The sequence below is a fragment of the Ruegeria sp. B1 genome (assembly GCF_056535885.1).
On sequence record NZ_JBQFJA010000001.1, the window covers coordinates 1,459,260 to 1,483,456 of the forward strand.

The 24,197-nt window shown below is 58.2% G+C and carries 22 protein-coding genes and 1 pseudogene; 16 read left to right on the forward strand and 7 right to left on the reverse strand.

The genetic code is table 11. The features are described 5' to 3' along the window. The first annotated feature begins 601 nt into the window (after positions 1–601). Genes mutL through ACR3ES_RS07035 form a run of 3 tightly spaced genes read left to right on the forward strand, consistent with a single transcriptional unit; the run spans position 602 to position 5,126 of the window. Complete coding sequence (gene mutL / locus ACR3ES_RS07025) at positions 602–2,458, forward strand: DNA mismatch repair endonuclease MutL (RefSeq protein ID WP_170428487.1); 1,857 nt, start codon at positions 602–604, stop codon at positions 2,456–2,458. Between the two features lie 57 nt (positions 2,459–2,515). Further along, positions 2,516–3,754 (forward strand): DNA recombination protein RmuC, encoded by a 1,239-nt coding sequence (locus ACR3ES_RS07030; protein ID WP_170428490.1) that lies wholly within the window; start codon positions 2,516–2,518, stop codon positions 3,752–3,754. A gap of 52 nt (positions 3,755–3,806) precedes the next feature. Beyond that, positions 3,807–5,126, forward strand: coding sequence for an adenylate/guanylate cyclase domain-containing protein (locus ACR3ES_RS07035; protein WP_170428493.1), 1,320 nt, complete (start codon positions 3,807–3,809; stop codon positions 5,124–5,126). A 2-nt stretch (positions 5,127–5,128) separates the two neighbouring features. Here ACR3ES_RS07035 and ACR3ES_RS07040 read toward each other — a convergent pair whose 3' ends face one another. Both ACR3ES_RS07040 and ACR3ES_RS07045 read right to left on the reverse strand, forming a co-directional pair. Next, a complete protein-coding gene (locus ACR3ES_RS07040; RefSeq protein ID WP_170428496.1) occupies positions 5,129–5,779 on the reverse strand; it encodes a ChrR family anti-sigma-E factor in 651 nt (216 codons plus the stop codon). Positions 5,780–5,789: 10 nt separating this feature from the next. Next, complete coding sequence (locus ACR3ES_RS07045) at positions 5,790–6,305, reverse strand: sigma-70 family RNA polymerase sigma factor (RefSeq protein ID WP_480425102.1); 516 nt, start codon at positions 6,303–6,305, stop codon at positions 5,790–5,792. Between the two features lie 287 nt (positions 6,306–6,592). On the opposite strand from ACR3ES_RS07045, the gene ACR3ES_RS07050 reads away from it, so the two are divergent. From ACR3ES_RS07050 to ACR3ES_RS07060, 3 genes and pseudogenes are all read left to right on the forward strand, one after another. Next, the gene (locus tag ACR3ES_RS07050) at positions 6,593–7,366 is read left to right on the forward strand and encodes a DUF1365 domain-containing protein (RefSeq protein WP_170428502.1); all 774 of its coding nucleotides are present in this window, start codon (positions 6,593–6,595) and stop codon (positions 7,364–7,366) included. 86 nt (positions 7,367–7,452) lie between these two features. Then, positions 7,453–7,771, forward strand: a pseudogene (locus tag ACR3ES_RS07055) (DUF3775 domain-containing protein). Between the two features lie 196 nt (positions 7,772–7,967). Further along, entirely contained in the window at positions 7,968–8,204 is a 237-nt protein-coding gene (locus ACR3ES_RS07060; protein WP_170428507.1) for a DUF1127 domain-containing protein, read from the forward strand. Between the two features lie 399 nt (positions 8,205–8,603). Here ACR3ES_RS07060 and ACR3ES_RS07065 read toward each other — a convergent pair whose 3' ends face one another. Next, positions 8,604–8,924, reverse strand: coding sequence for a hypothetical protein (locus ACR3ES_RS07065; RefSeq protein WP_480425104.1), 321 nt, complete (start codon positions 8,922–8,924; stop codon positions 8,604–8,606). Between ACR3ES_RS07065 and iolG the strand changes: the two genes are divergently transcribed. From iolG to iolB, 8 genes are all read left to right on the forward strand, one after another. Further along, entirely contained in the window at positions 8,923–9,936 is a 1,014-nt protein-coding gene (gene iolG / locus ACR3ES_RS07070; RefSeq protein ID WP_480425106.1) for an inositol 2-dehydrogenase, read from the forward strand. The two genes, ACR3ES_RS07065 and iolG, sit on opposite strands and share 2 nt — an antisense overlap. 123 nt (positions 9,937–10,059) lie before the next feature. Further along, positions 10,060–11,001: a sugar ABC transporter substrate-binding protein gene (locus ACR3ES_RS07075; protein WP_170428516.1), complete on the forward strand. Its 942-nt coding sequence runs from the start codon at positions 10,060–10,062 to the stop codon at positions 10,999–11,001. Positions 11,002–11,088: 87 nt separating this feature from the next. Next, on the forward strand, positions 11,089–12,213 hold the full coding sequence (locus ACR3ES_RS07080) for an ABC transporter permease (protein WP_170428520.1): 1,125 nt from the start codon (positions 11,089–11,091) through the stop codon (positions 12,211–12,213). Between the two features lies 1 nt (position 12,214). Then, complete coding sequence (locus ACR3ES_RS07085; RefSeq protein ID WP_170428523.1) at positions 12,215–13,033, forward strand: ATP-binding cassette domain-containing protein; 819 nt, start codon at positions 12,215–12,217, stop codon at positions 13,031–13,033. A 157-nt stretch (positions 13,034–13,190) separates the two neighbouring features. Beyond that, positions 13,191–15,023 carry a 3D-(3,5/4)-trihydroxycyclohexane-1,2-dione acylhydrolase (decyclizing) gene (gene iolD, locus ACR3ES_RS07090; RefSeq protein ID WP_170428526.1) on the forward strand — a complete coding sequence of 611 codons (1,833 nt, stop codon included), beginning with the start codon at positions 13,191–13,193 and terminating at the stop codon, positions 15,021–15,023. Continuing rightward, positions 15,020–15,919 (forward strand): myo-inosose-2 dehydratase, encoded by a 900-nt coding sequence (iolE, locus tag ACR3ES_RS07095; RefSeq protein ID WP_480425108.1) that lies wholly within the window; start codon positions 15,020–15,022, stop codon positions 15,917–15,919. Before iolD ends, iolE begins: the two co-directional genes overlap by 4 nt. Positions 15,920–15,968: 49 nt before the next feature. Next, positions 15,969–17,150, forward strand: coding sequence for a phytanoyl-CoA dioxygenase family protein (locus ACR3ES_RS07100; protein WP_170428532.1), 1,182 nt, complete (start codon positions 15,969–15,971; stop codon positions 17,148–17,150). Between the two features lie 48 nt (positions 17,151–17,198). After that, complete coding sequence (iolB, locus tag ACR3ES_RS07105) at positions 17,199–18,008, forward strand: 5-deoxy-glucuronate isomerase (protein ID WP_170428535.1); 810 nt, start codon at positions 17,199–17,201, stop codon at positions 18,006–18,008. A 39-nt stretch (positions 18,009–18,047) separates the two neighbouring features. Here the strand turns inward: iolB and ACR3ES_RS07110 are convergent, their stop codons facing one another. The 3 genes from ACR3ES_RS07110 to iolC are packed head-to-tail and all read right to left on the reverse strand — an operon-like array spanning position 18,048 to position 20,719. Beyond that, the gene (locus tag ACR3ES_RS07110) at positions 18,048–18,890 is read right to left on the reverse strand and encodes a class II fructose-bisphosphate aldolase (RefSeq protein ID WP_170428539.1); all 843 of its coding nucleotides are present in this window, start codon (positions 18,888–18,890) and stop codon (positions 18,048–18,050) included. Beyond that, complete coding sequence (locus tag ACR3ES_RS07115; RefSeq protein WP_170428542.1) at positions 18,887–19,723, reverse strand: 5-deoxy-glucuronate isomerase; 837 nt, start codon at positions 19,721–19,723, stop codon at positions 18,887–18,889. Before ACR3ES_RS07115 ends, ACR3ES_RS07110 begins: the two co-directional genes overlap by 4 nt. A 3-nt stretch (positions 19,724–19,726) precedes the next feature. Continuing rightward, on the reverse strand, positions 19,727–20,719 hold the full coding sequence (gene iolC, locus ACR3ES_RS07120; protein WP_170428545.1) for a 5-dehydro-2-deoxygluconokinase: 993 nt from the start codon (positions 20,717–20,719) through the stop codon (positions 19,727–19,729). A gap of 115 nt (positions 20,720–20,834) precedes the next feature. Between iolC and ACR3ES_RS07125 the strand changes: the two genes are divergently transcribed. Next, positions 20,835–21,938: a Gfo/Idh/MocA family protein gene (locus ACR3ES_RS07125; protein WP_170428548.1), complete on the forward strand. Its 1,104-nt coding sequence runs from the start codon at positions 20,835–20,837 to the stop codon at positions 21,936–21,938. Between the two features lie 38 nt (positions 21,939–21,976). Continuing rightward, positions 21,977–23,110, forward strand: coding sequence for a Gfo/Idh/MocA family protein (locus ACR3ES_RS07130; protein WP_170428551.1), 1,134 nt, complete (start codon positions 21,977–21,979; stop codon positions 23,108–23,110). Here the strand turns inward: ACR3ES_RS07130 and ACR3ES_RS07135 are convergent, their stop codons facing one another. Continuing rightward, complete coding sequence (locus ACR3ES_RS07135) at positions 23,111–24,109, reverse strand: LacI family DNA-binding transcriptional regulator (RefSeq protein ID WP_480425109.1); 999 nt, start codon at positions 24,107–24,109, stop codon at positions 23,111–23,113. It lies immediately after the preceding gene. Positions 24,110–24,197 lie beyond the last annotated feature (88 nt).

Sequence of the window (24,197 nt, forward strand, 5' to 3'; positions counted from 1 at the left end):
AAAGCAATTTTTTACCAGTTGGACAAATTCAGGGGTATTTTACGGGTGATTGGCATGGTTGCGCGGTCGATGTGGATGGATTAGGGCGGGTTAGATGCCGCGACCTCTATTTCAGACCGGGAAGTTGTCCGCGTTGTAAACGATTGGTCGGATCGCGTGCCGACTCACACCACAATCGTACGGTTAGTTGCGAAACCTGTTCGGTGTTGTGGTCCATTCCCTGCATTCAGACATGGACTCCTGAATGGTCCCTCCCCTGGTTTTTGGCTGTGCGGCAAGGCACGTATCTGGTTTGTTTTGAACCCCGCGTGTCTTGGCAAAGTGGCAGGATAACGCCGTACCGCGTTGCGGCGTTTCGGCTGATCTCTGCCGAGATCGCGCGCGCATCAAACTTAAGCATCGTTTAACAATAACGCGTGTTACCAAATTTTCATTGAACGCTGAAACATCGCCACTCACTTCAGAACGTCCGGACAGTCGTGGGCCTTAGATCAACCGTATTAGGTGACCCCCACGATTGTTCGGACGCCCCCTCACCCCCCTTGTTTTCAGTTGTCAAACCTGTGGCAGAATCGCACCCGGGTATGCTAGGTCTAGCGGTATGGCGCAAGCAAACCCCAATATCAGCGAAAAACGCCCGGCGATCCGGCAACTTGACGACGCGGCGATCAATCGTATTGCGGCTGGTGAAGTTGTGGAACGCCCGGCCTCGGCAGTCAAAGAGCTGATCGAGAATGCCATTGATGCCGGCGCTTCGCGCATCGCGATCGAAATCGCGGACGGGGGTAAAACGCTTATCCGAGTCACCGATGATGGCTGCGGTATTGCCGCTGAAGATTTGCCGCTGGCCTTGTCCCGTCATGCAACGTCGAAGATCGACGGGTCCGATCTGCAGAATATTCGCACGTTTGGATTTCGCGGAGAGGCGTTGCCGTCGTTGGGGGCGGTCGGGCGCCTGACGATCACCAGCCGCGTGCCCGGGGCCGAGGCCGCGTCTATCCACGTGTCGGGCGGCAAGATGGATCGGGTAAAGCCGGCGGCCCTACGTGCAGGTACGGTAGTGGAGTTGCGCGATCTTTTCTTTGCGACACCGGCGCGCCTGAAGTTTATGCGCACCGACCGCGCAGAGGGTCAGGCAATCTCGGATACGGTCAAGCGGCTTGCCATGGCGGAACCTGCGGTCACCTTTGCCCTGCGGGATGTCTCGGGCGGGGGCGAGGGGCGAGTCATGTTTCGGGCGGACCGAGAAAACGGTGATCTGTTTGACGCGTTACATGCCCGCTTGGCCCGTGTTCTGGGCCGCGAGTTTGCCGACAACGCGCTGCGGATTGATGCTTCGCGCGACGGGATACGGCTCTATGGCTACGCGGCCTTGCCAACCTATTCCCGGGGTGCCGCAGTGGCGCAGTATCTGTTCGTCAACGGGCGACCGGTGCGGGACAAGATGCTAACCGGCGCGCTGCGCGCCGCCTATTTCGATTTCCTCAGTCGTGATCGCCATCCGGCAGCAGCGCTTTTCATCGATTGCGATCCAACTTTGGTGGATGTGAACGTCCATCCCGCGAAATCCGAGGTCCGGTTTCGCGATCCGGGCGTCGCGCGCGGACTGATTGTCTCGAGCCTGCGCCATGCGTTGGCGGAGGCAGGGCATCGCGCGTCTTCGACCGTGGCAAACGCGACCTTGGGGGCAATGCGCCCGGAACCGGCCCAGCCAGCGACCGCGCGGGTCTACCAAATGGATCGGCCCTCTCCATCTGCACGGCAGGCGGCCCATCGCGCACAATCGCCGGGTTTCGCGGAGCTGGCAAAGGATTATAGTGGACGTGTCGTTGAACCCGCTGCGATCCCCGCCGCCGCCGACACGCCCGAGACGCGGGACCTGCCACTGGGGGCTGCGCGCGGGCAAGTACATGAGAACTACATTATCGCCCAGACTGCGGATGGGTTGGTCATTGTGGACCAGCATGCCGCACACGAACGGCTCGCGTATGAAAAACTCAAGGCGCAGATGGCCGAAACAGGTGTCGCCGCGCAGGCGCTGCTGATCCCAGAGATTGTCGAGCTGTCCGAAGGCGATTGTACACGCCTGATGGGGATTGCGGATGAACTGTCCAACCTCGGGTTAACCGTCGAATCATTTGGCGGCGGCGCGGTTGCTGTGCGTGAGACCCCTGCCATTCTGGGAGAGGTCGACGCAGCTGCGATGATCCGGGATATTCTGGACGAACTGGCCGATCAGGGCGAAAGCCAGACGGTGCAGGCCCGGGTTGAGGCCATCCTCAGCCGGGTGGCGTGCCATGGTTCTGTCCGTTCTGGTCGGCGGATGCGCGCGGAGGAGATGAACGCGCTGCTGCGTGAGATGGAAGCCACGCCGCATTCAGGGCAGTGCAACCACGGGCGGCCCACCTATGTGGAACTTAAGCTGAGCGACATAGAAAGGTTGTTCGGGCGCAGTTGATCCGGGTCCGATGCACATGTATCAAGGATAAAACAAAACAAGAACACGCAGAGTGAGATGATCGAGATCGCAGGAAACCAATATGCTCTGAATGACCCCATCGTGATGGCAGCTCTGATCGGTGGTGGTGCGGTCCTGCTGATCTTGATGCTGCTGTTTCTGGCGGTTCGCGCGGCCACGCGGTCTGCCCGCATGGCGGAACCATTGGCGCAGCAACTGGCGCATCTGGGTCAGCATGTGCAGCAATTGGGCCAAGGGCAAGAGCAGTTGCGGGGCGGATTGCAGCATGTCTCGGATACGCAGGCCAATGCACAGGTGCAGGTGATCCAGACGGTGGAGGCTCGGCTGTCTTCGGTGCAGCAACAAATGAACGACCGGCTTGCTGACAATGCGATGAAATCCGCCCGTGCATTGGCCGACATGCAGGAACGCATGAAAGAGTCACTGCATGGCTCGTCCAAGCAGACCGCCACGTCTCTGACCCAGTTGCAGGAGCGGTTGGCGGCAATCGACAAGGCACAGGACAACATCACCAAATTGTCGGGCGATGTGTTGTCGCTGCAGGATATCCTGTCCAACAAGCAGACCCGCGGCGCGTTTGGTGAGATTCAGCTGACCGACATCGTATCGAAGGCGCTGCCAAGTGACAGCTTCCAGTTGCAGGCTACGCTGTCGAATGGGCGGCGCGCGGATTGCCTGATCCATCTGCCGAACCCACCGGGTCCGATTGTCATCGACAGTAAATTTCCGTTGGAGGCGTATGAGGCACTGATTGGATCGACCAATGACATGGAGCTGAAAGCAGCGGTGCAGATGTTCCGCAGCACTGTACGCAAACATATCACCGACATTTCTGAACGATACGTATTGGATGGGGAAACCGCCGATGGCGCGTTGATGTTTCTGCCTTCCGAAGCTGTCTATGCCGAGCTTCACGCCAAGTTTCCGGAATTGGTTCAGGAGAGTTTTGCCAAACGTGTCTGGATCGTGTCGCCGACCACCTGCATGGCAACGCTGAATACGATGCGCGCGATCCTCAAGGATGCGCGGATGCGCGAACAGGCCGGTGCGATCCGCAAGGAACTGGGCATGCTGCACAAAGATGTGGACCGCCTGGGCGAGCGTGTTGGGAACCTGGACCGGCATTTCGGACAGGCGGCAAAGGATATCTCGGAAATCAAGATCAGCGCCGAAAAGGCGGGTCGCCGGGCGCAGCGACTGGATAATTTCGACTTCGAGGAACTGTCTCCGGAGGAACCGTCAGGCGTTGTTCCGCTGGCGCGACACGAAGGCTGATCCGGGTTCGCTGCTTGACGCAGCAAGATTATGGTGCGGGGTGGCGCGCAACATGGCAAAAGACGGTCCGCTGCCAGAGATCAACCAGTTGGTCAGCAAAGCCGAACAGGACGCTGAACGCATTGTCGGGTTGCTTCGAATGCTGGTGGCCTTTGGGCTAGGCGCTTTCTTTTTGGTGACGGTGCAACCGGTGCACAACACGGGTCACGTTGTGTTGGAGCGGCAGTGGATTTTTGCCCTTAGCACCATGCTCGCCTATTTTACGCTGGGCCTTGTCACTTGGTCAGCCGCGCGGAAACAGCGCTTTTCAAGCTGGATGGCGTGGCCGGTGTCCGCGGCGGATTCGCTGTTTCTGGTCGTCAATGTCTGGGTCGGCATGCGCAATGTCGGTCTGTCCGGGGACGCGATGTTCGTATTGCCAGCCGTGTGGTTGGTTCCGGTCGTGCTGGCCTTTGGCGTTTTGCGGGGCAATCCCAAAGTCATGGTGTTGCAGGTCGCATTGTTGGTTTTGGGGCTGCTGGTCTTGGTGGGATCAGATGCCGGATCGACACGCGGGCAAAACACGAACCCGATCTGGCTGTTCCTGTCGCCGCCGCCGAACCTGATCCGCCTGTTCATGATTGCACTGGCAGGTGTTGTGTTGATCGTTGCAGCCAGGCGCGTTCATGCCCTTCTGTTTCAGTCCGTTACTGAGGCGCAGCGCCGCGCGAACCTGACCAGATACCTGCCGGCGCAGGTGGTGGATGACCTGGGTGAAAGCGGATTGAATGCTCTAAAGCATGGACGTCGGCAGATGGCTGGCTTGATTTTTGTCGATTTGCGCGGTTTTACCGCTCTGTCGCAGCAGTTACAGCCCGAGCAGGTGTCCGGGCTGATCGCGTCCTATCGAAGCCACGTCTCCAAGGTTGTCCGACAAGAAAACGGGATCATCGACAAGTTTATCGGAGATGCGGTGATGATCGTGTTCGAAGGTGATCGCGCCGCCGAGCGGTGTCTGAGATGCGGCATGGGGCTTTGGAGCGAAATGCGCGATTGGATTTCAGAGCGCAAGCAGGCTGGTTTGCCAACCCTCGACACCGGAATCGGCCTGCACTGGGGTGAGATCTTCATCGGTGTGATCGGCGATCAGGATCGGTTGGAGTTTTCCGTGTTTGGCGACACCGTCAATATCGCCGCCCGGTTGGAAAGCCTGACACGTTCGCTGGATATGGATCTGATCCTGTCTGCTGAACTGATCAATGCAGCTGGCACTACGGACCCGGAGCACAATCTGGTGGCGCTGCCCCCGATCGAAGTCCGGGGGCGGAGCGGCGAATTGGATTTGCTCGGAATACCCCGGCAAAGTAGCACCAAGGATATTGAGACGCTCTAGCGTCAGATCCGCAGGAATGGCTGGAACAGCCGCGGCATCAGCTTATTGAATTTCAGCGGAGCATCGGTCACGGCCAGACAGATACAATCCTCCGAAATATCCGCCACCGGCGTATGTTCCAGATCCTCATCCGCAATCTCGACATCGCCGCGGGCAAAGCGGTCCACCTCGTCGGAAAACGCGCCCTGAAGAACCATCGTCAGTTCGATGCCTTGATGGCCGTGATCCGGGACAGCCGCACCTGCCGGGATAAACAGCAACCTTGCGGTGGCCTCTCGCGTGGTGGGCAATATGGCTTGCTTTACGCCCATACCGATGGATTTCCACCGGATGTCGTCCACTGTGCCGCCAACATAGTCCTGCAGCGGCGACGGCAGCACGGCGCAACCCGGATGTGCGGGTTTGGGGGTCGGCGCGCCCTGAGCGATCAATGCCATTGTTGCAGCCAGCGAGTTTTCACCCATGCGGATGGGCTCCGCGTTTGCTTCCAGAACATGCCCTCCAACCGCGTCAAAGCTCTCTGCCCGCGCGCGGCATTCGTCGCACAGCGACAGATGCGTGGCGACCATCAGATCAAACGCTTCGGGCAGCGTGCCTGCGGCATAGGCCATCAGCAGGTCGTCTGTCAGGTGATGTTTTATCGTTTTGCTCATTGTCTTCATCTCAGTTCATTGCATGGCGCAAGCGGTCCAGCGCCAGCCGTATCCGTGATTTGATCGTGCCCAGCGGCAATCCGGTCTGAGATGCAATCTCTCGATGGCTCAGATCTCCGAAGTACGCCTTCTCGATCAGCTGTCTTTGCGCGTCTGGCAACGCCGAAAGGGCGGTGCGCAGCTGCGCGGTTTCCTGTTGCAACGCGATGACGTCGTCCTGATCCGGCTCGGCCTCGGGACCCCATCCCAGCTCTTCCGGTTCGGGGCGGCGCTGCTTGCGCAGCACGTCAATGCGTTTGTTCCGAGCAATCGTGAACACCCAAGTGGCCACTGTGGCCCGCGATGGATCGAACAGATGGGCCTTGTGCCACAAGGTTGCCATCACCTCTTGAGCGCATTCCTCGGCCATCGCGGCATCGGACCCTGATTTCATCAGGAATGCCTTAACGCGTGGCGCAAAGTGCTGAAACAGCTCGGCAAACGCCGCCTGATCCTGCGCGTCCCGGATGCGACGGATGTGGACCACCCACTCAGTCCTGGTGTCGCAACTGTCTTTCGCTCCGTTCACCGGTTTGCCCTTGATGCGTTTCCTTGCGCGCCAAGGCTGAGGGGCGACTGGTTCAGCCGCAGGTTCGTCCAAGGTCACGGAATTGATCTCGGTAAACATAACCACAATACGCGGCGCGGCCCAAGCCGGATCATATTAATTGATCATTTTAATCCAAACTCTGCCGTTCTGCGTATTTTAACATGAGGTCTTTCGTGGAAAAGAATGCTATTTGAGTAGTTTACAGGCGGATCGGAAACAGCAGGATGAAAGAAAAAGTTGACTATATTGCAGGCCACACATTTCACGGGCGCAAAGGCGCCATCGAGAATGCGTTCCGGTACTCTGTCGACTACATCCTATTGGACCCCGAGGCAGACCTGGAAACGCCAGCCCTGTTTTCGATTAACCGGGTCAACATCACGAACTGGCGGACGTGCGATCATGGTGGAGAGCCGGGTCGAGGCTGCGGCGCGGATTGGTTGCGCGCGTGCTTTGATGACATGAGCGTGACGCAACCGGCGCGTATCATGTTGCTGACGCAGCCGCGCGTTTTAGGGCACGTTTTTAATCCAGTCAGTTTCTTCTTTTGCTTTGATGGCGCGGATCGGCTGTATGCTGTTGTGGCCGAAGTCACGAACACTTACGGCACGCGCCACAGCTATTTGTGTCACAAGCCTGATTTTTCACCGATCGAACCTACGGACAGAGTCGTCGCAGACAAGTTGATGCACGTATCGCCGTTTCAGAAGATTGAAGGGACATACACGTTAAGATTCGACTACAGTGCCGACCGTGTGGGGGTTTGGATTGATTATGGGCGCGACAATGGCGGGCTGATCGCCACACTGACTGGCCCGCGTCAGGCATTGACCAATCGTGTTATTCTATGGTCCCTGCTGCGGCGCCCGTTTGGAGCCCGGCGCACCTTTGCTTTAATTGTCTGGCAGGCGTTGAAGCTGGCGACCAAAAAAGCCAGATTCCGTCCGTTTCGAACAGCGCCGGTGCCAGAAAACCCTGTTTCGCGGGTCCGTCAGTAGACCGCACCGGTTTGAGTGAGATCAAAGACTCCGGCTGTTGGGAATGGTTGTGATGGGTCAGGAACCGCGAACACAGGAGCTTTAGAATGTTGGAAATCTCGGCGAGAAAAGTGGCACAGGTGGCCATGATGGGCCGCGAACTGGACCGGGCCGAAGCCGAGCTGCGGGCCTTTGTGGGCCGCATGAGCGAAGATGAGCAGGCCTGTTCATGTCGCCATCATGTGGATCGGCCGCGAGAGCTTTTTTGCCGAGGATCTGGCCGAAGCCATTGCGACCGCAAAATCCGAGGCATCTACACCGTGCGCTGACTACCTGATCGGAACACCCCATCTGTCGGATCATCTTGAGAATGGTCTGGATGCGCTTGGGATTTCGGCAGAGGATGTGGAAAACGATCTGATGTAGACGCCCCCTCGGGTTCGGGATCAGGAGTTGCGTATTCGACGCTGCTCCCGAGTCGTTTTTTCCCGAATTCCGGGCTTTTTGTTGTCGATCCGATACCCCCGCGAACAATTAAGGAACGTTAACGTAGACCTCCACTCTCGTTAACGATCACGCCCTTTATTGAATGTCAGAACTTCAAGCGAAGAAGGAGAAAGACATGGAACATATCCACACAGCCAAACCACACAGCAGTCTGTTGGCGGGCATGATGTCTGCATATGCCGAAGCCCGGACCGAACATTTTCGGCGTCAGATCTTCTCAAAAACTGTTCGGGAACTGGAAAAACTCACCGACGGGCAGTTGAAGGACATCGGTATCCCGAGAGACCAAATCAAACAAAGAGCCTACCAGAGCGTCTACAACCACCAGCCCTACAGTCACGCAACGACCTAATATTGGGTACCCTTGGTCACGGCCAATCCCATCGCGTGGATGAAACAAACCCTCACCACAACGGGTCAACACTGCGCGAGGGGACGGTACAGACAAAACCGCCTGGATCATCGCCTTGGCCGTGACCGGTATTCCCGGTGCACGGCTTGATGTTTTGAGAGCGAGCCTTAGGCACACGGTGCCCAACGCAAAGTGGGGAATGGCACGCTGCTGTAGAATGCAAGACAGGTCACCGAAAAGGTGGGCTCAACCATGGGTGCGGCTTGCCGTTGACAGACTGGAAAACCTCTTTGCGGGCGACGTGCCGCCAAACCAGGTGGTAGGATAAGCGTATGGTGTTGCAGACTATTATGATCGCTGGGGTTTTGAGATCGACGTTTGATGGTGCGCCTCACTTTATCAAGCGGAGGGATGAACCCGCCAATTCTTATCCGGGTTTTGGCCCTTTTGTTGGGATAGACTCAACTTTGGATCGGTATCGTCAATAATGTCGTGAACCTTTGACGGACGCATCGACACAAACCAGATCGCCGTCAAAAAGTTGACACCTGCTGCAGTTGAAAAAAGAAGTGCGGCGCTTGTAAGAGTTCCGAACAGCCCAGCAAGAATTCCACAGGTGATGGCATTTCGATCAGCCACAAGCAAGGGCTTAAAAATCTCTTGCAACCGGTTGCAAAAATAAACATTGTATGTGGCGAGTAGGATTCGGGAGAATTGCATGCTGAGGATCGGACTGCTGGGTGCGGGTCGAATTGGGCGTGTGCACGCGCAGGCTATTGATGCGCATCGGCAAAGCAAGCTGTGCGCAGTGTCGGACGCTTTGCCCGAAGCTGCGGCGGCGCTTGCCGAAGAATACGGCGCAGACGCGCGCAGCTCGGACGAGATCATCCAGGATGCCGATATCAATGCGGTTCTGATCGCGACGCCGACGGATACCCATTCTGATCTGATTGAGGCCGCGACGCGGGCCGGCAAAGCGGTTCTGTGCGAAAAGCCGGTCGATCTGGACCTTCGGCGCGCAATCGCTTGTCAAAATGCGGTTGCTGCGTTGGGGCGTCATGTCATGGTCGGATTCAACCGCCGATTTGACCCCAGCTTTACCGCAATGAAAGCGTCCATCGACGCGGGCGAAATCGGAGAGATCGAACTGTTGTCGATCACCTCCTTTGACCCGGCGCCGCCGCCAATAAGCTATATCAAGCTGTCGGGCGGGTTGTATCGGGACATGATGATCCATGACTTTGATATGGTGAACTACCTGATGGGGGGCTTACCAATCACGGTTTCTGCTGTGGGGTCATCATTGGTTGACCCCGAAATTGGCAAGGCAGGAGATGTTGATACAGCCGTTGCAACACTGACTTACGCGGATGGTCGCATTGCGGTCATTAAGAACTCGCGGCGTGCGGCCTATGGCTATGACCAACGGATCGAAGTTTTAGGGTCCAAAGGTCTTTTGCAGGCTCAGAACGTGCTGGAAAACACGGTGGTCAAGTCCACAGCGGACGGGGTTGTAGGAGCCAAGCCGACCTACTTTTTTCTGGAGCGCTACATGACCGCTTTCCAGGCCGAATTGGCTGCGTTTGTCGACGCGACGGTGGCTGGTTCGAACTATCCCGTGACACTGGAGGACGGAGTGGCTGCGCTGGCGATGGCCGAGGCGGCGACACGTTCGGCGCAGTCCGGGGGACCGGTGTCCATGGGTGAAATTTTGAAACCGGTTGCAAAATGAGTGGATTTCTTCAAACTGAAACAAGCTCCGCCCTGGGTCGGAGTACCAGAGATTCGGCTTTGCCGGATGATCGGGGTTGAGGCCTCGACCACAAGACAGACTGTTCTAATGGGAGGAATGGAAATGAAAATGTTTGTAAAAGGGGTTCTGATGGCCAGTGCGGTTGCGCTGGGCTCAGCGACCGGTGCTGCCGCAGAAGGCGAGAAATACATTCTGGTCAGCCACGCCCCTGACAGCGACAGCTGGTGGAACACGATCAAGAACGGCATTGCCCTTGCGGGTGAGCAGATGGGGGTTGAGGTCGAATACCGCAATCCGCCCACCGGTGACCTGGCCGATATGGCGCGGATCATCGATCAGGCTGCGGCGTCGGGTCCCAACGGCATAATCACAACTCTGGCCGATCCCGACATTCTGGAAGGCCCGATCAAGGCTGCCGTGGATTCCGGTATCGACGTCATCATCATGAACACCGGCACGCCCGAAAAGGCGCGCGAAGTCGGTGCGCTGATGTATGTCGGTCAGCCGGAATACGATGCGGGTTTCGCTGCGGGCCAGCGCGCCAAAGGCGACGGCATCGGATCGTTCCTGTGTGTGAACCACTATATCGTTCAGCCGTCCAGCCAGGAACGCTGTCAGGGTTTTGCCGATGGTTTGGGTGTCGAGCTGGGTGAACAGATGATCGACGCGGGCCAAGACCCTGCCGAAATCAAGAACCGGGTTCTGGCGTATCTGTCGGCAAATCCCGACACGGACGCTGTTCTGACGCTTGGTCCGACCTCGGCGGACCCGACCATCCTGGCGCTTCAGGAAAACGGCATGGCCGGTGACATCTATTTCGGCACATTCGACCTGGGTGGTGAAATCGTCAAAGGCATCAAGGATGGGACCATTCAGTGGGGCATCGATCAGCAGCCCTTCCTGCAGGCCTATCTGCCGGTCGTGGTTATGACCAACTACCACCGCTATGGCGTCCTGCCGGGCAACAACATTAACTCTGGCCCGGGGTTTGTCACTGCTGATGGCCTGACCAAAATCGAAGAGTTCGCGGGCGAATACCGCTGATCCTCTTCACGGTGTAGGCGCGCGAGGCGTGCGCCCACACCAACCAATACTTCAAGTCTTTGAAGACCGCGCGAGGGAGGACTACGAATGGCTGAGTCAGCGCAAACCACGACAGGCGGTGACGAACGGATTAAACAGATCTCACCCCTGCGGCGGGCCCTGATCCGTCCGGAACTGGGCGGGATGGTAGGCACCGTTGCCGTCTTCACGTTTTTCCTGCTGTTCGCATTCGACAGCGGAATGTTTACCAGTCAGGGCGTGATGAACTGGTCGGTTGTGTCGGCGCAGTTCATGATCATTGCTGTTGGCGCTTGTCTGCTGATGATCGCTGGCGAATTTGACCTGTCCGTTGGTTCGATGATCGGCTTTGCCGGAATGATGATTGCGATTTTCTCGGTCACTATGAGCTGGCCGGTCTGGATGGCGATTATCGTCACCTTTGCTCTGTGCATCTCGATTGGCGCGTTGAATGGGTTCATCGTTGTCCGAACCGGTTTGCCGAGCTTTATCGTCACCCTGGCCTTCCTGTTTATTTTACGGGGGTTCACGATTTTCCTGCCGCAGACGATTGAGCGCAAAACCATAATTGGCGGTATCAAGGATTCAGCCGAAGGCGACTGGCTGGCCTCGGTATTCGGCGGCAAAGTGCTGCAGGGTTTCTTTTCCTGGCTGGGCGACAACGGGTTGATCGAAACGTTCGAACGGGGCAACCGCGCCGGTGAGCCGGTGGTGGACGGTATCCCGATGCTGATCGTTTGGGCCATTGTCATTATTATCTTTGGCCATGTTTTGTTGACCAAAACCAAGTTCGGAAATTGGATTTTTGCCGCCGGAGGCGATGCCGAAGCCGCCCGCAATTCGGGTGTTCCGGTCAACCGGGTCAAAATTCTGATGTTTATGTTCACGGCCTTCTGCGCCACGGTCTTTGCGACCTGCCAGGTGATGGAGTTCGGCTCGGCCGGCGCAGATCGCGGGCTGTTGAAAGAGTTCGAAGCCATTATCGCCGTTGTGATCGGCGGCGCCTTGTTGACCGGTGGCTATGGGTCGGTTCTGGGGGCCGCGCTGGGGGCGCTGATCTTTGGCGTGGTGCAGCAGGGTCTGTTCTTTGCCGGGGTAGAAAGCTCGCTGTTCCGGGTGTTCTTGGGTGTCATCCTGCTGGGCGCTGTGATCCTGAACACCTACATCCGTCGCATCATCACAGGAGAACGCTGAGATGACTGAAGACACCAAATTCCATCACGGCGACGCGGAGGCAAAAAAGCCGATTATCCGCATGGTCGACATCCAAAAGCACTTTGGGTCGGTGATTGCTCTGGCCGGGGTAAGTTTCGATCTGAAACCTGGTGAGTGCCATTGCTTGCTGGGCGATAACGGTGCGGGCAAATCAACGTTCATCAAGACGATGTCGGGTGTTCACAAACCTACGTCGGGCGAGATCTTCTTTGAAGACAAGCCCATGCATTTCGAAGACCCGCGTGATGCAATTGCAGCCGGGATCGCAACGGTGCACCAGCACTTGGCGATGATCCCGCTGATGAGCGTCAGCCGCAATTTCTTTATGGGTAATGAGCCCACGCGCAAGGTTGCGGGCATCAATTTCTTCGACAAGAAGCTCGCCGATGAAATCACCATGGAAGAGATGCGCAAGATGGGCATCAACCTGCGAGGTCCTGATCAGGCGGTCGGAACCTTGTCCGGGGGTGAGCGGCAAACCGTTGCGATTGCCCGCGCGGTGCATTTCGGCGCCAAGATCCTGATTTTGGACGAACCGACATCGGCGCTTGGCGTGCGTCAGACAGCAAATGTTCTGGCGACCATCGACAAGGTGCGCAGTCAGGGGATCGGCGTCGTGTTCATCAGTCACAATGTGCGCCACGCGCTGGCTGTTGGCGATCGTTTTACCGTGCTGAACCGGGGCCAGACTCTGGGGACGGCAAAGCGTGGAGAAATTACACCGGAAGAGCTGCAGGACCTGATGGCTGGCGGTCAGGAAATGGCCCAACTTGAGGGATCACTGGGCGGCACCGTCTGACCCGACTAAAATCCGAGTGCTCCGCCGGATTGGCGGGGCACTCAAAACAGTGGCATGGTTTTGCAGGGTTTAACCTACGTGTCACGAGAACTGGAATCTTCGAAAATATGAAAGACGACGGACTGCCCGCTGCGGGCTCCTGTTGAAAGGGATTATCATGACCAAGACAATCCGACTGACTGCTGCACAAGCTTTGGTGCGTTATCTGGGGGCGCAGATGAATGAGGCTGGTCAGCCGTTCATCGCCGGCGTCTGGGCCATTTTCGGCCATGGGAACGTGGCGGGGTTGGGCGAGGCATTGCACGCCGTCAAGGACAGCCTGCCCACATATCGCGGCCATAATGAGCAGACCATGGCCCATTGCGCGATTGCCTATGCCAAGCAGATGCGGCGCAGGCGGACGATGGCGGTGACGTCCTCCATCGGACCCGGGGCGACGAACATGGTGACGGCGGCGGCGCTGGCGCATGTAAACCGTTTGCCGGTTCTGATTATTCCCGGTGATGTGTTTGCAACGCGGGGCCCTGATCCGGTTCTGCAACAGATCGAAAGCTTTGGTGATGGCACGATCAGCGCAAATGACTGTTTTAAGCCGGTCAGCCGCTACTTTGACCGGATTTCGCGGCCCGAACATCTGTTGACCGCTCTGCCGCGCGCATTCCGCACAATGACGGACCCGGCCGATTGCGGGCCTGCGACCCTGGCTTTTTGTCAGGACGTTCAGGCCGAGGCGTATGACTATCCCGAAAGCTTCTTTGAACCGCGTGTCTGGTACCAGCGCCGCATCCGCCCGGACGAGAGCGAACTGGCCCGCGCGGTTGCGGCCATCAAGGCGGCCAAACGCCCGGTCATCATCGCTGGCGGAGGGGTTCACTACTCGGATGCGACCGAAGCGCTTCAGAGCTTTGCCGAGACGCATAACATTCCCGTTGCTGAGACGCAGGCTGGTAAATCTGCTCTAGCGTGGGATCATCCATTGAACCTTGGTCCCGTCGGGGTAACCGGCGGCGAACCTGCCAATGCTATTTGCGCCGAGGCTGATCTGGTTCTGGGCATCGGCACGCGGCTTCAGGATTTCACCACCGGTTCGTGGGGGCTGTTCTCGAACCCTCAGCGCGAGATGGTCTGTTTGAATACGGCGGCATATGACGCGGAAAAGCACGGCGCGATGCCCCTGCAATCGGACGCTCGCGTGGGTCTAGAAGAACTTGGAGCTGCGTTGCAGGGCTATCGGGCGGACCCGGTGGCCGACACGCTCAAGTCGGATTGGTTCGAAAAAGTCGATGCGCTGACCGACGCGCCGGGTGACGGCAATGCTCTGCCCACCGACATGCAGGTCGTGGGCGCAGTTCAGCGCGCATCCAATGACGACACGGTCGTGATGTGCGCAGCGGGCACTATGCCCGGCGAGTTGCACAAGCTGTGGAAGGCGCCACGGCCCGGCTCCTACCACATGGAATACGGCTTTAGCTGCATGGGATATGAGATCGCCGGCGCCATGGGCATAAAAATGGCCCAACCGGATCGCGATGTGATCTGCTTTACCGGAGACGGGACCTATTTGATGGCCAACTCCGAGATGGCCTCGGCCGCCATGATGGGAATTTCGTTCACGGTTGTGATCACCGACAACCGTGGGTTTGGCTGCATCAACCGGTTGCAGATGGGGACCGGCGGGGCCGAGTTTAACAACCTGCTGGACCATGCCGTTCACGAAACGCCCTCGGCCATTGACTTTGCTGCGCATGCTGCGGCGATGGGCGCGACCTCGGTCAAGGCCGGCTCGATTGCTGAGCTGGAAGCGGCGCTGGCCAAACGCAGCGAGATTAAGGGCCCTTATGTTGTGGTCATCGACACCGACCCTTACCCGTCCACTGAATATGGCGGCACGTGGTGGGAAGTGGCGGTGCCCGAAGTCAGTATTCGCCCCGAAGTGAATGAAAAGCGCGCGGCCTACGAACTGGCAATCAAGGAAAGAAACACGAAATGAGCGTGAAAATCGGGATCTCTCCGATCGCCTGGCAAAATGACGATCTGCCGGACCTGACGGCGGACTACACGATGGAGCAGGCGCTGAAAGAAGCCCGCGACATCGGGTATACCGGCGTGGAGCGTGGACAGCGTATGCCCAGCGACACCGAAGGTCTGCGCGCCTATCTGGAGGGCAATGACATCGCCCTATGCGGCGGCTGGTGCTCGGGCGCGTCGCGGATCAACGACTTCGCGACCGAACGCGAAGCCGTGCGCGAACAGGTCGAGCAATTCGTGGCCCTGAACAGCCCCTGCATTGTGTATGCAGAGTGTTCCAACACCATCCAGGCCCAGGCCGGAACACCGGTCAACAACCGCCCGCAGCTGTCTCGGGATGAGGTCAAGGCCTACGCTGCAAAGATCACCGAGCTGGGCAAATGGATGGCCGATCAGGGCATGCCAATGGCCTATCACCATCACATGGGCACCATCATCGAGAGCGAAGACGATGTGAACTGGCTGATGGACGCCTCCGGCCCCGAGGTGAACCTGTGTTTTGACACTGGGCACTTGCTGTTTGGGGGCGGCGATGTCATGGCCACGTTGGATCGCTGGGGCGACCGTGTTCATCATGTGCATTTCAAGGATATTCGTCCACATGTGGTGCAGACGACGCGTGAGAAGGATCACAGTTTCCTCGACGCCGTTGTTGGCGGTGCGTTCACCGTTCCGAGCGACGGATGTATCGATTTTCAAGCGGTCGCAAATGCGCTCAAAGCCATGGATTTCGACGGGTGGATCGTGGTCGAGGCCGAACAGGACCCGGCCAAGGCGCCACCATACGAATACTCAAAAATGGGCTACGAACACATCGTTGAAGTATGTGGAAAGGCAGGGTTGGAGATCATCAGGTAAGCAATCACCCCGCAAGGGCAACATCGGCGCCATGAGAAAGGAGTATGTCATGGTACATCAAGAACTTGGATATGTCGGCTATTTCGACCGGGAATCCTGTGATCTGGATGAATTCAAGGTGTTGACCTCGCAGAGTCTTTCAGCGGCCGACGTTCCGCATGCGGCGGCCATCAAGAGGAACGTTCCAATCTACGACATGCACGCGCTACGCCCAGATCTGGAGCATGCCGAGACCCGTCGCGCCATTATGGCAGAGTGGGGCCGCGTGCTGGACAAATCGGCCGGTGTTATCGCCCTGAAAGGTGCGTTTGCGGATACGGCTGTGATCGACCGTGCCACAGCGGTTTTCAGGAAGATCATCGACGAAGAGCATCACGGCGGTTCCGGCGAAGGCGATCACTTTGCGGCGTCGGGCGCCAATGACCGGATCTGGAACGCATTGCAAAAGCAATGCCTGCACGATCCCGAGGGATTTGCGCTTTATTTTGGCAATACGGCGATTGCTGCCGGATGCGAGGCGTGGCTGGGTCCAAACTACCAGGTTACGGCGCAGGTCAATCAGGTTCGGCCCGGCGGCAAGGCGCAGCAGGCGCACAGGGATTACCACCTGGGGTTCCAGAGCGCCGAAAGCGCCGCCCGCTACCCCGCGCATGCACATCTGGTGACGGCGTCGTTGACGTTGCAGGGCGCGGTCGCCCATTGCGACATGCCGGTGGAAAGCGGGCCGACCAAGCTGTTGCCGTTCTCGCAGCTTTATCCGCCGGGTTATCTGGCGTTTCACGATCCCGCGCACAGGGATTACTTTGAGACGGCGTATATCCAGTTGCCATTAGAAAAAGGGGATGCGGTCTTTTTCAATCCAGCACTCTTCCATGCGGCGGGCGAAAACAGCAGTGCAGACATTCACAGAATGGCCAATCTCTTGCAAATCTCCTCGGCGTTTGGCCGCGCGATGGAGGCGATAGACCGAGCGGCAATGACACAAGCGGTCTTCCCGTCGCTCATTGCGTTGAAACAACGCGGTGATCTGAGTGCTGCTGAACTGGAAGCCGCCATTGCCGCCACGGCCGAAGGCTATCCGTTCCCGACCAATCTGGACACGGATCCGCCAGTTGGAGGCAACGCCCCCGAAAGTCAGGCGGATATCCTGCGCTGCGCACTAGCCGAGGGGTGGAGTCTGGGCGAACTGACTGCAGCCCTTGCTGCACGGCAAACACGACAGGCCGCGTAAGGTTCAAACGGGCGGGCCTTTCGTGCCCGCCCCAAACGGAGATAAACCATGGCAGACTTGCTCAAGAAACCCTTTGGCACGCGCGGCAAAGTGCATGATATCACGCCGGCCAGCGCCGGGTGGCGCTATGTGGGGTTTGGGCTGTATCACCTGCGTGCCGGGGATCGGGCGGCCGAGGCCACCGGCGACCGCGAAGTCATTCTGGTCATGGTCGAAGGCAAGGCGCTGATCACGGGGGCGGGGCAGGACTGGGGTGTTCTGGGTGATCGGATGAATGTGTTTGAAAAGACCGCACCGCATTGTCTGTACTTGCCGAACGGGACGGATTGGGAGGCTGTTGCGGAAACCGATTGCATCGTTGCAGCGTGTTCCGCACCGGGAACGGGCGGGCACAAGGCCCGCCGCATCGGCCCCAACGGCGTCACCCTGACGGAGCGCGGCAAGGGCGTGAATACGCGCCATATCAACAATATCGCCATGGAGGCTGAGGACTATGCCGACAGCCTGTTGGTCACCGAAGTTTTCACACCAAACGGGCATTGGTCTTCTTACCCCAGCCATCGCCATGACGAGGATGACTATCCGCGTATCACCTATCTGGAAGAGACTTATTATCACCGTCTGAATCCCGCCAATGGCTTTGGAATTCAGCGGGTTTATACGGATGACGGTCAGTTGGATGAGACGATGGCGGTGTCAGACGGCGATGTCGTGACCGTCCCGCGCGGCCATCATCCCTGTGGCGCGCCCTATGGGTTTGAGATGTATTATCTGAACGTGATGGCGGGTCCGATTCGGAAATGGCGTTTCGTCGCGGCGCCCGAAGTCGAATGGATCATGGAGCGGGATAGCTCTTGAGCCAGTAAGGCCGTCGCAACGGCCCTCTGGTTTGGCGCTCTACGGTCTCTGCGGCGGCGCTCCGAAGGCGCGAATGACGGTTCGGGCCGCGGATTCCACGGGATCGATAGTCTCTTTCAGGATGGTGACCCGATCAAACCTGTCGGGGTCGCGTTTGACCGCCTCGCGCAGGGCTGCACCAAAGGCCATACGCAGCTCAGTTCCGATGTTGAACTTGCAGATCGAGGTCTCGCGGGCCAGCCGGCTGCGCTGTTCCACCGGCACGCCCGAGCCGCCATGGATCACCAGCGGCACATCTGTCATGGCGTCGATCTGACGAATGCGGCCGTCGTCCAGACCGCCCTCTTTGTTTTCCTGTAAATGCACATTCCCGGCCGATATCGCCATTGCATCGACACCGCTGTCCTTCGCGAACTGGGCGGCCTCGGCAGGATCGGTACCGTTTGATTCCTCGCCCCCAGAATAACCGACAAACCCGATCTCGCCTTCACAGGAAATGCCCGCTTCATGCGCCATCTCGGCGATTGCGGCGGTTTCGTCGATGTTTTGCTGCAAGGGCTTGCGCGACCCGTCGAACATCAGCGATGTGAACCCGCTGTCCAGTGCGATCTTGCACTCTTCGAACGTGTAACCGTGGTCCAGATGGGCGACCACCGGGACTGAGGCGTTTTCGGCGAGATGCCGGAACATCTTGCCCAGAACGGGCAGGGGCGTGTGCTCGCGACAGCTCGGTCCGGCCTGCAGGATCACCGGTGCGTTCTCCGCCTCGGCGGCGGCCACATAGGCGCGCATATCTTCCCACCCGAGGGTGACGAGCCCACCAACGGCATAACCTTGTTCGTAGGCAGGTTTCAGAACGTCTGAAAGTGTGGCAAGCGTCATTTGAATTTTGCAATCATGTCTTTGATACCGGGGATGGTCTCGACCTGGTACACGTGTGTCGGCTGGAAATACTGAACCAACGAGCGCTGGCTGAGACCGCCGAGGATGGTGAAATAATACATCTCGTACCCGGGCAGCACGCAGCAGGGATGGTACCCCTTGTCGATACAGATCGTGGAGCCGTCGACGATGTGATAGGCGTCGCCGGGCTTGTTGCCCTCGCGCTGCAGCATTTGCAGGCCAGAGCCCCAATTGGGTTTGAAGCGGAAATTGTAAGTCTCGTCGTGGCGGGTTTCATCGGGCAGGCGGTCAGTATCGTGTTTGTGGCTTGGGAAGCCTGACCAACCGCCCTGGCCTACGGTGAATAGCTCACTGACCAACAGGCGCCCGACCTTATCATGCTGTTTCTGACCGAGGATGTGTTTGATTTTGCGATGTGTTTTGGTGTCATCGCTGCCATATTGAACCAGATCATGTGCGCGAACATCGAATGGGTCCAGGACCGTGTCGTATCTCGCACCGGCGACAAAAACTTCGGCGTCGTCCGAGACGCAGACCATCCGCGCTGTGGCTCCAACCGGTACATACGCGCCCTCCGGCTCTCCGTCCCACACATCTTCGCTGCGGTTGCCCAATGCGTCAAAGCGCACGCCTTCGACGTCGACATCCACACTGCCCGTGGCGGGCACGATGCAGGTTTCATACCCGGGGACCTGATACTCGAACGCCTCGCCGTTCTTCAGTTTGACGATGTTGAAGTAGTTCAGCGGCACCGTCGGATCATCGGCACCGACAATCGGCTGGTTCTGGTTGTCATAAGGCGCAATATGCATGGGTTACTCCTGTGAGGCCGAGGTCGGCCCCGGGTGGGACGCCAGAAAGGCATCCAGTTCTGATGTGTTGGGCATTGCCGGGGCACAGCCGGGCTGCGACACGACGATCGAGGCGCACGCGGACCCGCGCATAACGGCCTCTTTCAGTGGGTGCCCGGCCGCGATCGAGGCCAGCAAGCCAGCCATGAAACTGTCACCGGCGCCGTTGGGTTTGACGGCTGTCACAGGATAGACACCGGTGCGGATTTCCTGGCCGTGCATCAATGTGACAGCACCTTTTTCGCCCATCTTGTAGACAACGATGCGACCTGGCTTTTCGGCCAGTGCCTGGGCCTTGGCAAACCCTTTTTCAATGCCACCGGCCATAAACCCGAACTCTTCGTCATTGCCGACGATCAGGTCGCTGGCATCCCCGGCGCGCGACAGAACATCTGAGGCGACCTCGGGCGATGGCCAGCTGTAAGGGCGGTAGTCGATGTCGAATATGACCGGCAATCCGGCATTGCGCGCGTTTTCAAAGGCCCGGAAGGTGGCCCCACGTGACGGTTCAGCTGCGAAGACGGTACCAGCGGATATCAGGGCCGAGAATATGCCGAAATCGACCTTGTCCATATCGGCTTCGGTGACCTGAAAATCGACAGCGCCGTTTCGGTAAATCACGTTCTGAAAATTCTCGGTTCGGCTTTCATAAACCGCCAGTGACATACGGTATTCGCCGCCGATTTCCTTAATGAACGAAGTGTCAACGCCGTAGTAGCGCAGCCTGTTCAGACAAAAACGGCCAACCGCATCGTCCGATACGGAGGTAATCAACGCCGCCTGACCGCCCAGTTTGACAAGTCCCGCGCAGATATTGGCGGACGACCCCCCAAGATCCGCTCGAAAGGTTTCCGCATCCTCGCTTTTGACGCCAATTGGCTCCGCGAACAAATCCATCCCTGCACGTCCCAGAACGGCAAACCGGTTGCCTTTTATACCGTCTATCAAAGCGCTCACGAAATTCCCCCGGGGCAAAATTGGTCTGGCAAAGCTGTTGGAACTTGCATTGGATCGATTCACACGATACTGATTTTGCAACCGGTTGCAATTGATATATTCGGAGCCGTGAGGGATGCCTGAAATCGGAATTGGAATTGTTGGCGGCGGCTATATGGGCAAGGCGCATTCGGTCGCCATGTCAGCAGTGGGCGCGGTGTTCAACACTGCTCTGAGACCACAATTGGAAGTGATCTGCGCGTCATCTCCGGAAAGCGCTGAGCGATACCGGGTGGCTTACGGATTTAAGCGCGCGACCGAGGACTGGCAAACGTTGGTGAACGATCCTGCTGTTGACGCCGTGGTCATTGCATCACCGCAAACGACACATCGTGAGATTGCAGAAGCTGCCCTGGCACTCGGCAAGCCGGTTCTGTGTGAAAAACCGCTTGGCGCAACTTTGGAAGACGGCCAGGCCATGGTTGACGCGGCCGAGGCGGCGGGTGTCACCAATATGGTTGGATTCAACTATGTCCGCACGCCTGCCACCCAATTTGCGCGACAGCTTGTTGCCGATGGCGAACTGGGGGACTTAACCTGGTTTCGTGGCGAGCACACCGAGGATTTCTATGCAGATCCGGAGGCACCCGCTACATGGCGCACAACTGGTATGTCCAACGGAACAATGGGCGACCTCGCCCCGCATATGCTCAATGGCGCCTTGGCTTTGATCGGGCCGATTGCCGAAGTTATGGCCGAGGTTGAAACAGTGCACCACATGCGTCCCGGTGGCCGCGTTACCAATGACGATCACGCGCAGATCATGTGCCGGTTCGAAAACGGGGCCATGGGCAATATCTATGTCAGCCGAATCTCCACCGGCCGAAAAATGGGTTATGCCTATGAAGTAGCGGGGACCAAAGGTGCTATCCGGTTCGATCAGGAGGACCAGAACGCTTTGTGGTTCTATCGCCACGACGGCCCCGAAGCGTCAAGAGGGTTCACCAAGATCCTGACAGGACCGGCGCATCCAGATTATGAACCCTTTTGTCAGGGACCCGGACATGGCACCGGGTATCAGGACCAGATCATCATCGAAGCCAAGGATTTTCTGCAGGCGATTCAAACAGGCGAAGCGATCTGGCCGACCTTCCGGGACGGGCATGAGGTCAATCGCATAGTGGCCGCGGCGCTTGCCTCATCGGACCAGCGGCAGTGGAAACAGATCAGCGATTTCTAATCGCGAGGCCAACAGTATTCTGAAGAGAGATGAAGACCATGGCAAAGCTGAAATGGGGCATGATTGGCGGTGGTGAAGGCAGCCAGATCGGGCCCGCGCACCGTCTGGGCGCACTTGCAGATGGGCATTTCGAGTTTGCGGCGGGTGCCTTGGATCACCGGCCGGAGGTTGGTCGCGACTATGCCCAGCGGTTGGGCATTGCGTCGGACCGCGCCTATGAAAACTGGCAAGAGATGCTGGCGGGCGAGAAAGACCGCCCAGATCGAGTTGATCTGGTCACAATCGCGACGCCCAACTCAACTCATTTCGAAATCGCCAAGGCCTTTCTCGAGGCCGGTTTCAACGTGCTGTGCGAAAAGCCGATGACCATGACGGTTGAGGAAGGTGAAGAGATTGTTCGCGTCGCCGAAGCCTCGGGCAAGATATGCGCCGTCAACTATTGCTATTCCGCCTATCCGATGATCCGACAGGCCCGCGCAATGGTGCGCGCCGGAGAACTTGGCAAGGTGCGTCTGGTGGTAACGAATTTCAGCCACGGTCACCACGGCGACGCGACCGACGCAGACAACCCGCGCGTTCGCTGGCGGTACGACCCCGAGATGGCGGGCGTCTCCGGGCAGTTTGCCGATTGCGGCATACACGCGCTGCACATGGCGAGTTTCATTTGTGATGACGAGGTCGAGACACTGTCTGCCGACATGGCCTCAACCATCCCCAGCCGCGTTTTGGAAGACGACGCGATGGTCAATTTTCGCATGGAAGGTGGGGCCGTCGGGCGGTTGTGGACCTCTTCCGTCGCCATCGGGCGGCAGCATGGCTTCGACATTCAGGTGTTTGGTGAGACCGGCGGTTTGCGCTGGGCGTCAGAACAGCCCAATCAGCTGATTTACGCCCCCGTTGGTGGGCGGACGCAGATCATTGAAAAAGGCGAAGGCAACCTGCACGCCGAAACCCAGCGCCTGTCCCGCGTGGCCATCGCGCATCCTGAAGGGTTCCCTCTGGCCGTCGCCAACATTTACTGCGATCTGGCCGATGCGATCCGGGGCGAGGTGCGGGACGGATTGCCAAACCCGTCCGATGGGGTCCGGTCAATCGCGGCGGTGCATGCAGCCGTCGCGTCGTCGAAGGAAGCAGGTGCGTGGAAAGACGCGCGCCCGCCGATGTTTCGCTGATCATATACGGGGTCGGAGCGTTCCCCGCTCGATCACCCTGCACGGAAAGATACGGGCTTCGGGATAGCGCTGAGGCTCCTTCAGCATTTCCTCGATCAGATCAACCGATGAGGTGATGATCTGTTTGATGGGCTGGTGGATGGTGGTCAGGTCGACGCTTTCCCAGCGCGACATTTCCATGTCGTTCAGGCCAATAACGCCGATATCTTTGCCGGGTTTCAGCCCATGATCCGCGAGCGCCGACAGCGCCCCGATAGACAGAATATCGTCGCCGCAGAAATAGGCCTCGGCCGGCGTGTCTGCGAGCAGCCTTAGCATCTCGGCGCGGCCCGCCTCAAAGGAATACGCGCTGGCAAAACAATATGAGACGTCGATACTAGGCAGGCTGCCCAGTTCCTCCATGAACCCCCGATGCCGGTCCATCGCCGAGGTCGCATCCTCGGGGCCCCCAAGGTATCCCACGTGCGTATATCCCCGCGCCAGCAGTTCTCGGGCAGCCATGCGGCCGCATTCGACATTGTCAATTCCGACAACGTGAACCTCGGGCGACGTCGCGGACCGTCCAAATGTGTGCACCACGGGCACGCCCGCGTCGTGAAACGCCTTGGCAAAGCTGGCAGGCAGAGTGGACGAGGCCACAATGACCGCGTCGACGGAATACTGGCGGAGCATTCTGACTGAATTGGCGGGTTCGGTTTCATCCGTCAGATTAACGATCAGCGGGCGCAAGCCTCTTTCCTGCAGGGCGCGGGTGAACTGATCAAAGACTTCAAGAAAGATCGGGTTATGAAAGTTATTTGAAATCAATCCGATGAGCTTGGTCCGTCCTGTTGTCAGCGATGAGGCCAGTGCGTTCGGGCTGTATCCCAGGGTCTGTGCCGCTTTTTCGACCTTGCTGCGAGTTTTGGCCGAAACAGACGCGCCCTTGGTGAACGTGCGCGAGACGGCCGAGCGGGATACCCCAGCGAGCGCCGCAACTTCTTTTAGGGTGACGCTCATGACCGGATGGTCCTGCAATCAGGGTTTTGGGTGTATTCCGCATCTTTGTCTTCCATAATTGAAACACTAAGCATCATTGCACGCAACG

Bases quoted from the DNA above. Each gene is read 5' to 3' on its own strand.
- mutL (WP_170428487.1), top strand. From the start codon at position 602: ATGGCGCAAGCAAACCCCAATATCAGCGAAAAACGCCCGGCGATCCGG.
- ACR3ES_RS07030 (WP_170428490.1), top strand. From the start codon at position 2,516: ATGATCGAGATCGCAGGAAACCAATATGCTCTGAATGACCCCATCGTG.
- ACR3ES_RS07035 (WP_170428493.1), top strand. From the start codon at position 3,807: ATGGCAAAAGACGGTCCGCTGCCAGAGATCAACCAGTTGGTCAGCAAA.
- ACR3ES_RS07040 (WP_170428496.1), bottom strand. From the start codon at position 5,779: ATGAGCAAAACGATAAAACATCACCTGACAGACGACCTGCTGATGGCC.
- ACR3ES_RS07050 (WP_170428502.1), top strand. From the start codon at position 6,593: ATGAAAGAAAAAGTTGACTATATTGCAGGCCACACATTTCACGGGCGC.
- ACR3ES_RS07060 (WP_170428507.1), top strand. From the start codon at position 7,968: ATGGAACATATCCACACAGCCAAACCACACAGCAGTCTGTTGGCGGGC.
- iolG (WP_480425106.1), top strand. From the start codon at position 8,923: ATGCTGAGGATCGGACTGCTGGGTGCGGGTCGAATTGGGCGTGTGCAC.
- ACR3ES_RS07065 (WP_480425104.1), bottom strand. From the start codon at position 8,924: ATGCAATTCTCCCGAATCCTACTCGCCACATACAATGTTTATTTTTGC.
- ACR3ES_RS07075 (WP_170428516.1), top strand. From the start codon at position 10,060: ATGAAAATGTTTGTAAAAGGGGTTCTGATGGCCAGTGCGGTTGCGCTG.
- ACR3ES_RS07080 (WP_170428520.1), top strand. From the start codon at position 11,089: ATGGCTGAGTCAGCGCAAACCACGACAGGCGGTGACGAACGGATTAAA.
- ACR3ES_RS07085 (WP_170428523.1), top strand. From the start codon at position 12,215: ATGACTGAAGACACCAAATTCCATCACGGCGACGCGGAGGCAAAAAAG.
- iolD (WP_170428526.1), top strand. From the start codon at position 13,191: ATGACCAAGACAATCCGACTGACTGCTGCACAAGCTTTGGTGCGTTAT.
- iolE (WP_480425108.1), top strand. From the start codon at position 15,020: ATGAGCGTGAAAATCGGGATCTCTCCGATCGCCTGGCAAAATGACGAT.
- ACR3ES_RS07100 (WP_170428532.1), top strand. From the start codon at position 15,969: ATGGTACATCAAGAACTTGGATATGTCGGCTATTTCGACCGGGAATCC.
- iolB (WP_170428535.1), top strand. From the start codon at position 17,199: ATGGCAGACTTGCTCAAGAAACCCTTTGGCACGCGCGGCAAAGTGCAT.
- ACR3ES_RS07110 (WP_170428539.1), bottom strand. From the start codon at position 18,890: ATGACGCTTGCCACACTTTCAGACGTTCTGAAACCTGCCTACGAACAA.
- ACR3ES_RS07115 (WP_170428542.1), bottom strand. From the start codon at position 19,723: ATGCATATTGCGCCTTATGACAACCAGAACCAGCCGATTGTCGGTGCC.
- ACR3ES_RS07125 (WP_170428548.1), top strand. From the start codon at position 20,835: ATGCCTGAAATCGGAATTGGAATTGTTGGCGGCGGCTATATGGGCAAG.
- ACR3ES_RS07130 (WP_170428551.1), top strand. From the start codon at position 21,977: ATGGCAAAGCTGAAATGGGGCATGATTGGCGGTGGTGAAGGCAGCCAG.
- ACR3ES_RS07135 (WP_480425109.1), bottom strand. From the start codon at position 24,109: ATGAGCGTCACCCTAAAAGAAGTTGCGGCGCTCGCTGGGGTATCCCGC.